This window comes from Thermogemmatispora tikiterensis (assembly GCF_003268475.1).
Lineage (GTDB): Bacteria > Chloroflexota > Ktedonobacteria > Ktedonobacterales > Ktedonobacteraceae > Thermogemmatispora > Thermogemmatispora tikiterensis.
On record NZ_MCIF01000002.1, the window covers coordinates 3,613,678 to 3,627,481 of the forward strand.

8 protein-coding genes are annotated in these 13,804 nt (G+C 60.5%); all 8 read left to right on the top strand.

The features are described from left to right. The first annotated feature begins 67 nt into the window (after positions 1 to 67). Positions 68 to 679, top strand: coding sequence for a pyridoxal 5'-phosphate synthase glutaminase subunit PdxT (gene pdxT, locus A4R35_RS14485; protein WP_112430545.1), 612 nt, complete (start codon positions 68 to 70; stop codon positions 677 to 679). 187 nt (positions 680 to 866) lie between these two features. Next, positions 867 to 2,000 carry a hypothetical protein gene (locus A4R35_RS14490; protein ID WP_112430547.1) on the top strand — a complete coding sequence of 378 codons (1,134 nt, stop codon included), beginning with the start codon at positions 867 to 869 and terminating at the stop codon, positions 1,998 to 2,000. An 11-nt stretch (positions 2,001 to 2,011) separates the two neighbouring features. Beyond that, positions 2,012 to 3,862 (top strand): R3H domain-containing nucleic acid-binding protein, encoded by a 1,851-nt coding sequence (locus tag A4R35_RS14495; protein WP_112430549.1) that lies wholly within the window; start codon positions 2,012 to 2,014, stop codon positions 3,860 to 3,862. Between the two features lie 492 nt (positions 3,863 to 4,354). Then, the gene (gene ilvA, locus A4R35_RS14500) at positions 4,355 to 5,680 is read left to right on the top strand and encodes a threonine ammonia-lyase (RefSeq protein ID WP_112430551.1); all 1,326 of its coding nucleotides are present in this window, start codon (positions 4,355 to 4,357) and stop codon (positions 5,678 to 5,680) included. Positions 5,681 to 6,117: 437 nt separating this feature from the next. Then, complete coding sequence (locus A4R35_RS14505) at positions 6,118 to 9,261, top strand: FHA domain-containing protein (RefSeq protein WP_112430553.1); 3,144 nt, start codon at positions 6,118 to 6,120, stop codon at positions 9,259 to 9,261. A 256-nt stretch (positions 9,262 to 9,517) separates the two neighbouring features. Then, complete coding sequence (gene coaBC / locus A4R35_RS14510) at positions 9,518 to 10,906, top strand: bifunctional phosphopantothenoylcysteine decarboxylase/phosphopantothenate--cysteine ligase CoaBC (protein ID WP_112430555.1); 1,389 nt, start codon at positions 9,518 to 9,520, stop codon at positions 10,904 to 10,906. Positions 10,907 to 10,985: 79 nt separating this feature from the next. Further along, positions 10,986 to 11,366 (top strand): hypothetical protein, encoded by a 381-nt coding sequence (locus tag A4R35_RS14515; RefSeq protein ID WP_112430557.1) that lies wholly within the window; start codon positions 10,986 to 10,988, stop codon positions 11,364 to 11,366. Positions 11,367 to 12,558: 1,192 nt separating this feature from the next. Further along, on the top strand, positions 12,559 to 13,551 hold the full coding sequence (locus tag A4R35_RS14520; RefSeq protein WP_112430559.1) for an AIM24 family protein: 993 nt from the start codon (positions 12,559 to 12,561) through the stop codon (positions 13,549 to 13,551). Positions 13,552 to 13,804 lie beyond the last annotated feature (253 nt).

The following is a 13,804-nucleotide window of genomic DNA, read 5'->3' on the forward strand; positions in this document are numbered from 1 at the left end:
CACAACGAAGGAAGGAGGGGGCGGTGCAACGGAAGATTGTGGTGACCGGGCACCGCACACGTAGACGATGATCCACAATGGACAGGAACGACCGCTGATCGGTGTGCTGGCTCTCCAGGGAGATTTTGAAGCGCATCTGAAGGCGCTTTCAAAGCTGGGCGTGGCAACACGCGCCGTAAAACTCCCTGAGCATCTGACCGATTTAGATGGTATAATAATACCCGGTGGGGAGAGCACCACTATCGGCAAGCTGATGATTGATTATGGCCTCGATAGGCCGCTGAAAGCCTTGATTGAGCAGGGCCTCCCCGTCTGGGGAACCTGTGCCGGCTTGATTCTGCTGGCCAAAAAGACGGACAATGCTCTGGAAGGCCAGCCCTTGCTGGCTGTGATGAACATCACTGTCCGTCGTAATGCGTTCGGTAGTCAGCGGGAAAGTTTTGAAACTGATCTGTCGATACCCGTGCTGGGTGAAGCACCGTTTCATGCCTTTTTCATTCGCGGGCCAGCCGTTTCGGAAGTCGGCCCGGGTGTAGAGGTGCTGGCAACGCTCGATGATGGAACCATCGTCGCTGTCCGCGAAGGCAACCGGCTGGGTACCGCTTTTCACCCGGAGGTTTCCAGAGATCCGCGATTCCATCATTACTTTCTCCGCCTAGTACAGAGCGTTCGGAAGTAGAGGCGTGGCGACGCGACCAGGCGGTAGGCCCCGCTACCCGTTCCTTGCCAGACGACAGAGAACCAGAGACGCAGGGTCGCTCGACGGCGAGAGAACAGGGACCGAGCAGACGGGTGCGGGGCTTGGCACGCGCCACTGAGCGTGGACGAAGTATAGAGATCTGCCTCTGCTTGGCGCAGGAGCACTGATGATACGACCGGTACCCTATGTTGACCTACCGGGAATCATCTACGCATTAGATCGGCGCGCCCGCATGCGACAGCGCGCACTGGCGAACTTCGTGTGCTGGCTGGAACCGGTAGAGCACCGTGCTTCATGGCCTCCTCTCCTGCGCAATATCTTTCCTCTCGATCCGGTAGCACGTACCTGGCTGTGTGAAGATCGCTGGCGCATCTTAGGATTCGCCCAGGTACGCGAGCGCCCATCGGGAACGATGTGGGAGCTGACCTATCTGGCCTCAATGCTCCAAAGCGCCTTCTCCGGCGAGGACATCCTCACTGCCCTGCTTGACTACGTCCTGGAGATGGCTGCCTCCCACGGCGTCCTCCGCGTCTTCGCCAGGGTCGAGGAGGCGCTGCCGGAACTGGAGCTGTTCGCTCGCAGCGGCTTCCAGCGCTATACGCGCGAATTCACCTATGTCTGGGGGTGGGAGGAAGAAAACGAGGCTGCTGTGCCCGGCGAAGAAGAGGTGAACGCCTCACCCAAAACCAGGCAGCCCTCCCCCGGGCTAATCCTCAGCCCCACTCCAGCCGAGCGCCTGCAGGAGCTGGCCTCGTTGCAGCGCTGGAGCCGTCATCATGTCTGGGGTCTGCACCAGCTCTATCGTGCCGCTACGCCCCAACGGGTGCAGATGGCCGAGTTGCTGGAGAATAGTGAAGAGTATGCCCGCCTGCTCGTCGGCTCGCAGCGTTCAGGACTCCTGCCGCTTGGACGCAGGTGCGAGACCTACGTCTGTGACGTGGGGGTACGTCTGGGCGCCTGGCTTCAGCTGCGCCGGGGGCGTGGCACAAGGCCGCATCAGCTCTCGCTGATTGTTCACCCAGAGTATGCCGATCTGGCTGAGCCGCTCGTTCGCTTCGCCTGCCAGCGTCTGCTGGAGAGCGACAGGCGCCCCATCTATTGTCAGGTGCGCGAGTATGAGGGCGCCGTTATCAATGCCCTGCGCGCCAGCGGCTTTGCGCCAAAAACCACCAGAGTCTTGCTTGTGCGCCACATGGCCTATCTGGCTGTGAGACAGCGCGTCGTTCCTGCATTAGAACAACGAGTAATCTATGGCGTGAAGGGTCTGGGTACGGCCAACTCACGCCAGACTATGAGGTGATTAAACTGTCTATGCACAATGCGATCACTGACGATCTGGAGGCTCTGCTGGAGGCTCTTCCTCCCAGCATCCACGAAGCGGTCGACCGCCTGGAGAACCGCGGTGAGCTGCTAGAGATCGTAATGGACCTGGGGCGTTTGCCCGAGGCCCGCTTCCCGGATGGAGAGGTGATCCTGAGCGACCAGCCTATCACCTATGCCGACCTCGAATACGTAGTCGAACGCATCGGCGAGTTCGGCGATGATAACCGCGCTGGCATCGAGCGCACACTCCACCGCATCAGCGCCTTGCGCAATCGGAAGGGGCGTGTAGTCGGTCTGACCTGCCGCATTGGCCGCGCGGTGTTAGGCAGCATTGCCCTGATCCGCGATATCGTCGAGCAGGGCCAGTCGATTCTGATCCTTGGTCGCCCGGGCGTAGGCAAAACGACGCTGCTGCGCGAGATCGCTCGCGTACTGGCCGATGAGGCTAATAAGCGAGTGGTGGTGGTCGATACCTCCAACGAGATTGCCGGCGATGGCGATATCCCTCATCCCGGCATTGGGCGCGCGCGACGGATGCAGGTGGCTCATACCTCGATGCAGCATGCGGTCATGATCGAGGCTGTGGAAAACCATATGCCCCAGGTGATCGTGATCGATGAAATTGGTACGGAGCTGGAAGCGCAGGCGGCGCGCACGATCGCAGAGCGTGGCGTCCAGCTGATTGCAACGGCGCACGGCAATTCGTTGAGTAACTTGCTGGTCAACCCGACGCTCTCCGACCTGGTGGGCGGTATCCAGACGGTGACGCTCGGTGATGAGGAGGCTCGCCGCCGCCATACGCAGAAGAGCATCCTGGAGCGTAAGGCTCCGCCAACCTTCGATGTGGTCGTGGAGCAGCAAAGCTGGCAGGAGCTGATCGTTCATCGCGATGTGGCGGAGACGGTGGACAATCTCTTGCGCGGCCAGCCGGTGATTGCCGAAGTGCGGACGCGCGATGAGGAGACAGGACGGGTCTCAGTGCGCCGCGTGACGATCGGCGGCATGGAGCTGCCAGCCTGGGGCGGCGGCTCCGGCTCGTTCGCCGGACGCCAGGGGGGCTACCTCCCTTTCGACCGCTCGGCGGGCGGCTGGAACAATCTGCGCCAAATCGGCCAGGCGACCTGGCGCGACGTCGCCACGGCTGATCCTTTGCGCCGCAACGGGCAGTCGCCGCTCCCAGCGCTCGCGCCCAGCGGCCTGGCGGCCAACCTGCGCCGCTCGCCCTCCGGCCTGGTGACCCTGAGCAATACCGCGCCAGCTTTGACCTCGGAGGAGGTTCTGGCAACCGAGGAGGAGGCTCAGCAAGCCGTCGCTCCCTCTCCTCCCCAGCCGATCCGCATCTACCCCTTCGGGGTCAATCGCGATCGCCTGGAACAGGCTGCTCGCCAGCTCGGGGTGCCTGTGATCATTACGAAGAATGAGAATGAGGCCAATGCCGTTATCACACTCAAGAATTACTATCGCCGTCAGCCCGAGCGCTTGCAACAAGCCGCCGATGATCAGAAGACGATTATTATTCTGAAGAATAATACGGTGGCGCAAATGCAGCATGCCCTGGCGCGCATCTTCGCCCTCCCCGAGGAGGAGGATGACGAGGGCGGCTCCGGCTCGTCTGGCTCGCTAGCTGGACTGGCTCAGGATGAGGAGACTCGGCGCGCTCTCCTGGAGGCAGAGGACGCTATTCATCGCCTCTTGAACAATGGGCTGACTGCCGCCGAGCTGGCCCCCGCTAATGCTTATGTGCGCCGGCTACAGCATCAGCTCGCCAGCCGCTATAACCTGTTCTCGCGTAGTCGGGGCAAGGAGCCGAATCGGCGCGTGAAGATCTTCCGCAGTTGAGGGATAACGTCACGCTGTAGAACGGCGCGGCACGGGTCCACTCGTCTCGCTTATTCGCTGGCTGGCTCGCTCGCAATGCCGGCTGGAGCCTGGTGAAAGGACGATGAGCGGCCCTCTGCCGCGCCGCACTCTGTCCGGCTGCCGCAGGACCGCCGGGCCTCGGGACAGGCCTGGCTCTCTCCCCGTATCCTCTTGCGCTTCACGCTAGCGCTGCGCTATAATAGCCCCAATTCGGAGGAGGAGAAATGAGTGGCAGGCGAGCCTGACCCGTCAACAGCTGATAGGAAGCAGGCAGACCGGTCAATCTGGCGAGACAGCGGTTGGCTTGTGCTTGGGAGGGAGAAGATCAGTCGCTCGCGCTCCAGCGCAACGCCGCGCTGAGGGCAGAGGGAAGGTAAGGTCGAGAGAGGAGAGAGGCCAGGGAGAGAAGGAAGGAACCAGCCACAGTGCTGTGGTCAGGTCCAACATTCTGTGAAAGGAACTGCGCTACCTATGCGTGTTGTGAACGATGATCATGCCACCGGTACCGGCGAGCCCGCAGATAGGGGAGGAACGCCTTCGGCCACTCCTGCTGCTGTCCTGTCGTCCTCTACAGCTCTCCCCGTGACGATCGCCGATATCTGGGAGGCGTATAAGCTCCTGAAACCGTTGCTGCACCATACTCCGTTAACCCCCTCGCGCACGCTTCGAGAGATGACCGGGGCCGAGGTCTATTTGAAGGCCGAGAATATGCAGCGCTCTGGCTCGTTTAAGGTGCGTGGGGCGAGCTTTAAGCTCTCACGTCTGAGCGAGCAGGATTATCAACGCGGCGTGATTGCGGCCTCTGCCGGCAACCATGCTCAGGGCGTGGCCATTGCCGCGGCCCAGCATAAGATCCCCTGTACAATTGTGATGCCAGAGACCGCTCCCCTGGCCAAGGTGATGGCAACCCAGGGCTATGGGGCCGAGGTGGTGCTGCATGGCTTTACTTATGATGATGCTTATCAGCGCTGCCTGGAGCTGCGGGAGCAGACGGGGGCTACCTTTATCCATGCCTTTGATGATCCCGATATCATCGCCGGTCAGGGAACGCTTGGCCTGGAGATGCTCAGCGATCTCCCCGATGCCGATGCCATCCTGGTCCCCATCGGCGGTGGAGGCTTGATTGCTGGCATTGCCATCGCTGCTCGCGCTTTGCGTCCCAATATTACGATTATCGGCGTGCAGGCCGCGGGCGCCCCTAGCTGTCGCAGCTCGCTTGATGCGGGCAAACCGCTGGAGCTGCCCGCAATTACAACGGTGGCCGATGGTATCGCGGTCAAGCGGCCCGGCGAGCTGACCTTCTCGGTCATCCAGCGCCTGGTCGATGACGTGGTCCTGGTTGACGACGAGGCGATTATCAGCGCGGTCCTCTTCCTCATGGAGCGCTGCAAGATGCTGGTCGAGGGAGCGGGCGCTGCCGGCGTGGCAGCTCTGCTGAGTGGTACCGTCAAACTGCCGGGCAAAAAGGTGCTGGTTCCTCTTACGGGCGGTAATATCGACATCAACCTCGTGGGCCGCTTCATCGAGCACGGCCTGGCCGCCGCCGGTCGCTATTTTGTGATCCATACCCGCCTGGAAGATCGTCCAGGCGAGTTGATGCGCTTCCTGGGTATCATCGCCGATATGCGCATCAACGTGATCGACGTGCGCCATCAGCGCATATCAAGCCATCTTCCCATCATGCAGCGCGAAGAGACGCTGACGCTGGAGACGCGCGATCGGGCGCAGTGTGAGCAGCTGCTAGAGCGTCTGCGAGCTGCTGGTTACGTAGTAGAAGAGGCGCAGTCGCTGGATTGAGCCAGGCCTGTGGCGCTGTCGTTTGATCACTGGTCTCTGGGCCAGGCCAGCATCGGCGACTGTTCTGGAGCTGGTCGTAGCTGGGCATCCTCTCCTCATCGCTGCCTAGATTCTCCTCCAGAATGTCCTGAGTGCCGCGTTCAATCCTGTGAATGAATGGGGTCGGAGGGGCATTCTGGCCATCGGTGGAAGTCGGCTGCAGAGCGTTGGCGCAGCAATCGTGAGGGACCTGGCAAAGGCATGGGTGGGTATTGTTCACTGCCTTTATCCCTCTCGTCCTGGTTTCCGGCTCTATTCCAGGAGAAGCCCCTTAATGGAGGAGCCAATTGCTATGCTTGGTCTGCTCCGCTATAATGGCTGGCGAGTGTTCATCCAGAAATGAGTAAGAAGAGACTGCAGCGAGATCAAGTAGTTAAGAGAAGGAGCCGGGGAAGATCATGGATGCTGTCAACAGTTCGCCGGGCCTGGCCACCCTGCGTTTTCTGACAGGCCCCTTGGCGGGCACGACGGTGCAAATCGCCAAAACGGTCACGACCCTTGGGCGCGAGCCGAGCAACGATATCGTGATTTCCGATCCGACGGTTTCGCGCCAGCATGCTCGTTTGCTCTGCGAGAACGGGACCTGGATCATCGAGAAGCTGAGTCCTCAAAATACGCTGATCGTTAACCAGCGACAGGTGCAGCGGGAGACCATACATGATCGAGACACGATTGGGCTTGGGCCAGGAACTACCTTTCTCTTTCTACTAGCGGCAGGGCAAGCGGGAGGTAGCAGTGGCAGTGGTGGAAGTGCTGAGAGAGTCTCGCCGGTTGCGAGCGGAGGAAGAGCAGGCGCTGGGGAGGTCAGGCAGCCACAGCCGCCGCCAGTGGTGGCGCCGACGCCCACGCCAGTCCCAGGGCCGGGCGCAGTGCCTGCCGGAGCGGTACCGGTGACAGGTGAAGGGGGAACTGAGCGTGTTGATTCCGAACTCTTCAAGGCCCAGCTGGCAGCGATGGCAGGTGGGAGTGCAGGGGCTCCCCAGGCCCAGGGCGTGCCGTCGCTGGAGATCAGCAGCAACGTACGGCAGGAAAAGCTGATCTATCCACTCAATAAGCCGGTCATCAACATTGGGCGTGATCCCTCCAACGATATTGTCATTCCGGAGCCGATCATCTCGGCCTTCCATGCCCAGATCGTCTTTGATGGCAATCAGCCCTATATTGTGCACCCGCATCCGGCGCGCGGGCGAACGCTCAACGGCCTGCTCTATCGTGGCCAACGGATTCGCGGCGACGAGCAGTTTCGCAAGCCGCTAGAGCGCGGTGATATTTTCCGCATTGGTGATGAGCATGGTACCCTGGTCACGCTGGCCTACAACGATGGCAGCGGCCAGATACAGGAGATGCTGCCCGAGATCCATCCGGTCCCCCTGGGGGCGCCTGTCATCACAATCGGGCGCCATCGCGATAACATGCTGGTGCTCAGCCATCCCCAGGTCTCGGGCCATCATGCTCGTCTGGAGCGCCTGGCCGATGGCAGTTATCGCATCGTCGATCTTGGCAGTACCAACCATGTCTATGTCAACGGGCAGCGCGTGGGTCAGCGCCTCCTGATGCCCGGCGACGAGATTCGCATCGGCCCCTTCAAACTGGTCTATACCGGTACGGAACTGACGCAGCACGACGAGAGCCGCAGCATTCGCATCGATGCTCTGCATCTGAAGCGCTACGGTACACATCACATGCTGCTCCTGCAAGACATCTCGCTGGTGATTCCGCCGCGCAAATTCGTCGCCGTGGTCGGCGGCTCGGGGGCCGGAAAATCGACGCTGATGGATGCTCTCAACGGGTTGCGACCAGCTGAAGAGGGGCTGGTCCTCTACAACGGGCAGGACTATTACAAGAACCTGGCCGCCTTCAGTACGCAGCTGGGCTATGTCCCCCAGGATGACATTGTCCATCGTGACCTGACGGTGGAGCGTGTGCTCTACTACGCCGCCAAATTGCGCCTGCCTGAAGATTTCACTCACGAGCAGATTCAGAAGCGCATCGAAGAGGTGCTGGAAGACGTCGAGATGACTCACCGACGCCATCTCCTGGTGAGCAAGCTCTCCGGCGGCCAGCGCAAGCGCGTCTCGATCGCAATGGAGCTGCTGGCGAATCCCAGCGTCTTCTTCCTGGATGAGCCGACCTCGGGGCTTGATCCCGGGCTGGACCGCAAGATGATGCTGCTGCTGCGTCGCCTGGCTGATAAGGGCCACACCATTATTCTGGTGACACATGCGACGACCAATATCAATGTCTGTGACTATATCTGTTTTCTGGCCCCGGGCGGCTATCTGGCCTATTTTGGGCCACCTGAGGAGGCCAAACAGTTCTTTGGGCGCAGCGACTTCGCGGAAATCTACAGTCTCCTGGAACCAACCGACGACAATCCCAACGTGCCCCAGCAGGCAGCAGAGCGCTTTAAGCAGTCAGCCGATTATCAGAAGTATGTGGCCATGCCGCTGAGCACGGGCCCGGCGAGCCGCCTTAATCAGCCGGTTACTCAGACTGCCGCTGTCAAACCGCCGAAGCGTGGCAATCCCTGGCGGCAGTTCTGGCTGCTCTCCTTCCGTTACCTGGAATTGCTCAAGAACGACGTTGGGAACCTGCTCATTCTGCTCCTACAGGCGCCGGTGATCGGCCTGATCCTCTTCTTCCTGGCCGGGCACGGCACTTTTGATTCGAGCAGTATCGCCAATTGTCAGACGAATCCGCCGCCGTCGGGCCTGCCTGCTATTCCGATCACGGTGCCTAATGGCAACAAATATGACTGCCAGAACGTGGTGAATGCTTTGCAGACACCCCAGGGTCAGGCCCTACTCGCGCAGAAAGGGCTGACCGAGGACCAGGCGCTGAACTACTATATTACTCCGGGCTCGGGCGGCGATGCGCAGAAGATCCTCTTCATCATGGCTTTTGCCGCTGTCATGTTCGGCTGCATCAATGGGGCGCGCGAGATCGTCAAAGAGGCACCCATCTATCGGCGCGAGCGGGCAGTGAACCTGGGCATCATTCCCTATATGTTCTCCAAAATCGCCGTGCTGGGCCTGCTCTGTCTGTTGCAGAGCCTGGTGCTGGTGGTGATGGTCAACCTGAAGGCTCCCTTCCATCAGGGGATCTTCCTGCCTGTCGGACTGGAGATCTACATTACTATGGCCCTTACCTCGCTGGCAGGCCTCATGCTGGGACTGACCATCTCGGCTATTGCCCCCAACAATGACCGGGCGATGAGCTTCGTCCCAATTGTGCTTATTCCCCAGGTCATTTTCTCGGGAATCATCTTCTCCCTTCAGGGACCACTCTTGCAATTTCTGGGGGCCTTCTTTGCCGCTCGCTGGGCGATGGCAGCTCTCGGCTCCTCGATCGGGCTGCATGGCGATAAGTTGGGGGCCGACGGCTTCTCCTATCATGGGACGCTCTTCCCGACTTACGACGGTCATAGCCAGGCTGAGGCAGTCTTCCATTTGCTCTTGACCTGGTTTGCCCTGGCGCTGATGATCGTCATTCTCGCCCTGCTGATCGCCTACTTCCTGAGACGCAAGGATGTGCGGCGCTAGCTGATCTGGAGACAACTGATTCGTCACCCTCATAGATCCCGCGCCAGATGACGCGAGGCGCTCTTCGCTCTCCTCTTCTACCAGAGCGGAGAGCGAAGGAATAGCAAGGAACAGCGAGAAACGGCGGCAGGATATCGGGCATAAAGGCGAAGAGGGGCGCATGGTACTTCTTGGCATCTTGCTTGATCGCACTTTTCACCTTATGTTATTGTAACAATGTTCTTATCCGGGTACACCCGGGCCAGTTCTGGGAACAATGAGTGAGCGAGCGAGCGGACGGGCAACAGGGAAAGTGTTACTTAACAGGCGTATTATCGTCGGCATTTGCGGAGGAATCGCCTGCTATAAGGCTGCTGATCTGGTGAGTAAGTTGCAGCAGGCGGGTGCGCTCGTTGATGTGATCATGACGGAGCGCGCTGAAGAGTTTGTACGTCCGCTGACGTTCGCCGCTCTGAGTCATCGGCCCGTCTATAGCGATCTGTGGCAGGCGGCAGAGCATGCCGCCGAGTTGCACATTGAGCTGGCGCGCGCTGCTGAGCTGCTGGCGGTGGTGCCGGCAACGGCTAATACGATTGCCAAGCTGGCTCACGGAATCGCCGATAATTTGCTGACGGCGGTGGCCCTGGCCACACGGGCCCCGCTCTTGCTGGCTCCGGCGATGGATGCTGAGATGTATGAGCATCCGGCGACCCAGGCGAATCTAGCCCTGCTGCGCGAGCGCGGAGCCCATGTGGTCCCGCCAGAGGTGGGGCATCTGGCTTCCGGGGCGATCGGCCCCGGGCGGCTGCCAGAGACGCCCGTCCTGCTGGGGGCTGTGCGCTGGCTGCTAGGCCGTACTGGCGACCTGGCGGGTCGGCGCGTCGTTGTTACTGCCGGCGGTACCCGCGAGCCAGTCGATCCAGTCCGCTTCCTGGGGAATCGCTCTTCCGGGAAGATGGGCTTTGCTCTGGCCGCTGAGGCCCTGGCCCGCGGCGCTCAGGTGCGGCTGATCTCCGCCCCAACGGCGCTGACTCCTCCCTATGGAGCGGAGTTTGTGGAGGTGGAGACAACCCTCCAGATGCTGGAGGCTGTCCGCCAGGCCGTGGCAACTGCCGATGTATTGGTGATGAATGCGGCAGTGGCCGATTTCCGCCCCGCTGCCCCTGCGCCGCGCAAGATCAAGAAGGAGGAGCTTAGGGCCGATGAGGGCGCGCGCGCTGATGCCCAGGCTGAGGCCGAGGAGGTGCTGACGCTGCGCCTGGTGCGCAATCCCGATATCTTGCAGGAACTCACACACCTCTCTGCCGCACAGACGGATACCGCTGCTGCGGCCCGCCCGGCGCCAGCCCCGCCGGCAGAGGTGTCTGAGTCGTCACTCTCGCGCTCGTCGGAAACGCCTGCTCGCCCACGCCGCCTGATCCGCGTTGGCTTTGCCGCCGAGACCCATGACGTGCTCTCCTACGCCCGGCAGAAGCTGGCGCAGAAGAGCCTGGATCTCCTGGTCGCCAACGATGTGACTCGCCCCGATAGTGGCTTCGGCTCCGATACCAATAAGGTCTATATCTTCCACGCCGATGGCGGCTTGGAGGAGCTGCCAGTCATGCCGAAGGAGGAGGTCGCGGCTGCCATCTGGGATCGGATCGTCCCTTTGCTAGGGACGAACTAAGTTGGGAGGACGTGGCTTTGTGATGGGTGCTTTGCTCTTAGAATTGTTGGGTACACGGAGTACGCAGGAGGAGTCCGCTATGGAACGCAGTGCTAGTGCTGGTTTCGAAGGCATCGCTCAGCTGCTGCTGGAGCAGAAGAAATTGATGGAGGCCCTGGAGGCCGAGAACCGCGAGCTGCGCCGCCAGCTCGCCGATCTGCGCCGCGGCATCGGAATCGCCGTGGTGATCGAGGGAAAGACCATTCAGCTGGCTACTGATCAGCCAATGGCTCAGTCTCAGGCCGCTCTGCAAAGTTTGCAGAATCTCCAGAGCACTCCTGTGACGCCGAGTGCAGCTCAGAATGCCAGTTACCCCTCTCAGCCTATGCGCCAAACTGGTAGCCAACAGTCGGTGAATCTGAACGAGAAGCGGGAGAATGGGAACAACCGCAGCCCGCTTGCTGACAGCTTCGTTCTCTAGCTTGCCCGGTTCAATCCAGCTCGACTGTCCTGGTCAGCTTGCTTGCTTGCTGGCCGTCGGTGAGACTCGGTGAGACTCTGACGAGAACCTGGCGCTGCGCTCGCGAGCTGATGGCTGACGGTCAGAAGAGAGCGCGCCTCGCGCTGCCTGTCCGCATGCCAGGTAGGCGGGCTATTTCCTGCTCTGGCTTGCATCTGTCTGCCGCGCCGATGGTCGCTGTTGAAGATGCCGTCGCTGGCGGAGACCCTCAGCGGCTTCTCGTGGTCCTGTAGATCAGTTGTCTGTTCGGTCCCGCGTCGCGTTGGCCCGCGGTTGAGGGTCTCTTTGCCTTTGTTTGGCGGGCGCTGGCTCAGTTTGCGCCTCTTGCGCTTGCACCGCTGACGACGCCAGGCTCCAGGCTGGACAGAGCTGGCCCTAACCGCTCCGCTTCCTGCTATGCTCTGGCATTGTGTGCGACTCTGACTCAGCTCTGCTCTGATGGCAGGCCAAGCTGGAGAAAGGAGAGATCTGTGGCCCGTGAAGCTGGGGCGATCTCTCCTCCTCCTCCTCTCGTTCTTCTTCTTCTTCTTCTTCTTGACCTTCCCTTCTTGCTCCTGACTCGGCCTCTCTCCACTCTACGCCTGGTGGGAAGAACTGCGCTGGATGGATAGATCTGTTATCATCTGGCACACAGGCCCGGCCCGGTAATGCGTTCTTGAGTCCACGGCTTTCCCTGCGTTTATATTTCTCAGAGGAGAGCATGTCATTTTGTGGATTCGGGGTGTCCTCTGCCTTCCTGGACTTGTTTACTGTGACGCTGCTCTGAGAGTGGGTGAGGGCGCTGTCGAAGAAAAGAATCAGCCGTGTGTGAGTAGCCTGCTGTCAGTGATCAGCTCGCTTGTCTGCCTGTCTACCTGTCTGTCTGTCTGCCTGCCTGCCTGTCGGCTGAGCTGACACCTTGCCCGAGGCCTGGTCTGCTGCTGATACCTTAACAGAGAGGCGTGTGGCAGAAGGCACACATAGATAGCCAGGGGCCCGAATCTGAGAGAAAGCAAGGGAGCAGGACAGCGACGGCTGTGCTACGATGCTCTTTGTGAGTTGTGAGAGGCCGGGCAGGAACGAGCAAGGTGCTCCTTCCCCTACGCGGGGCTAAGCTGGCTCGTGTTATCTCTCGCCTGACCTCTGTGAACCTACCACCAGGGAGGATTTGGTGATGATCTGTCCCCGTTGTCAAAGTCAAGTCGCCGATGGGGTCCGTTTCTGCGGTACCTGTGGAATGCCGCTACAGCCGGCGGGAAGAACACCCGCGCCGCCCGGGTCCCCTGTACCACCAGGTGCCCCAGGTGATCCCTACAGTGCTCCTCAAGGGGGATTTGTGCCTCCTAATCAGTACGAGGAGTATGGCAGCAGCCCCTTTGGCAATGCTGTACCTCGCGCCGAGTTGCACAACCCGCGCGGCCCCCTTCAGGTAGCCGATATGAGCATTTCCATTGAGGGCGAGCTGGTTCCGGTCGTTGATATCATGCTCGGCAGCCAGATGCCCATCTACTTCGAGCACCATATTCTGCTCTGGAAGCATCCTGGTGTTCAAATTGGCTTCAAGTCTCTCAAAGGGGCGGCCCGTCGCTTCTTTGCCGGCCTGCAGATTTTCCTGACGGAGGCTTATGGACCAGGCGATATTGCCTTCTCGCGGGACTCGGTGGGCCAGATTGTGGCGCTCCGTCTCCAGCCTGGCCAAACTGTCGAGGTGCGCGAGCACCAGTTTCTGGTCGCTACCGGCAATATTGAGTACGACTTTACCTTTGTTCAGGGGATCTCCAATATCCTGTTTAGCCGTACAGGCTTCTTTATCGATCGTTTTACTGCTGTTGGTAGCGAAGGGGTCTTGTTGCTTCACGGCTACGGCAATGTCTTCGAGAAGATGCTCGCACCGGGTGAGGCGCTGGATATCGAGCCGGGAGCCTGGCTTTGGAAAGATCCTTCGGTCCAGATGACCGTGACGACCGTGGCTGGCTCGCAGCGTGTCGGGGGTATTCTGGGGGCGATTGGTGGGTTTATGGCGGGTGCCTCGATCACGCTCAATCGCTTCATTGGTCCAGGCCGGGTAGGAATTCAGTCCATGACGTACCATCCACCGCAGTATGAGGGGTCTCCCCAGGCTGGAGGCACCAGCAACTTTGGCGGTCTGGGCAGCCTCTTCAGCTGAGCTGACCGGGCTGCCTGAAGTGCCTGGCGCGGGAGTCAGGCCGGGCCGGGGAGCTGCGCACCAACAAGCCGGGCAGGGAAGGATAGATGGGCGGAGCAGTGCCGGCTGCTGCTATCTCTTCCGATCACTGCTGAAGACCTTCTTCCCTGGCCCGGCTTCCCTTTCTTGTCTCGCCTGCCTCAGTGCAGCCTCCTGCCGGTCTCTCTTCTTCTGTGTTATGTTATCTCCTCTCTCTTGGACGTCTGTGACACCT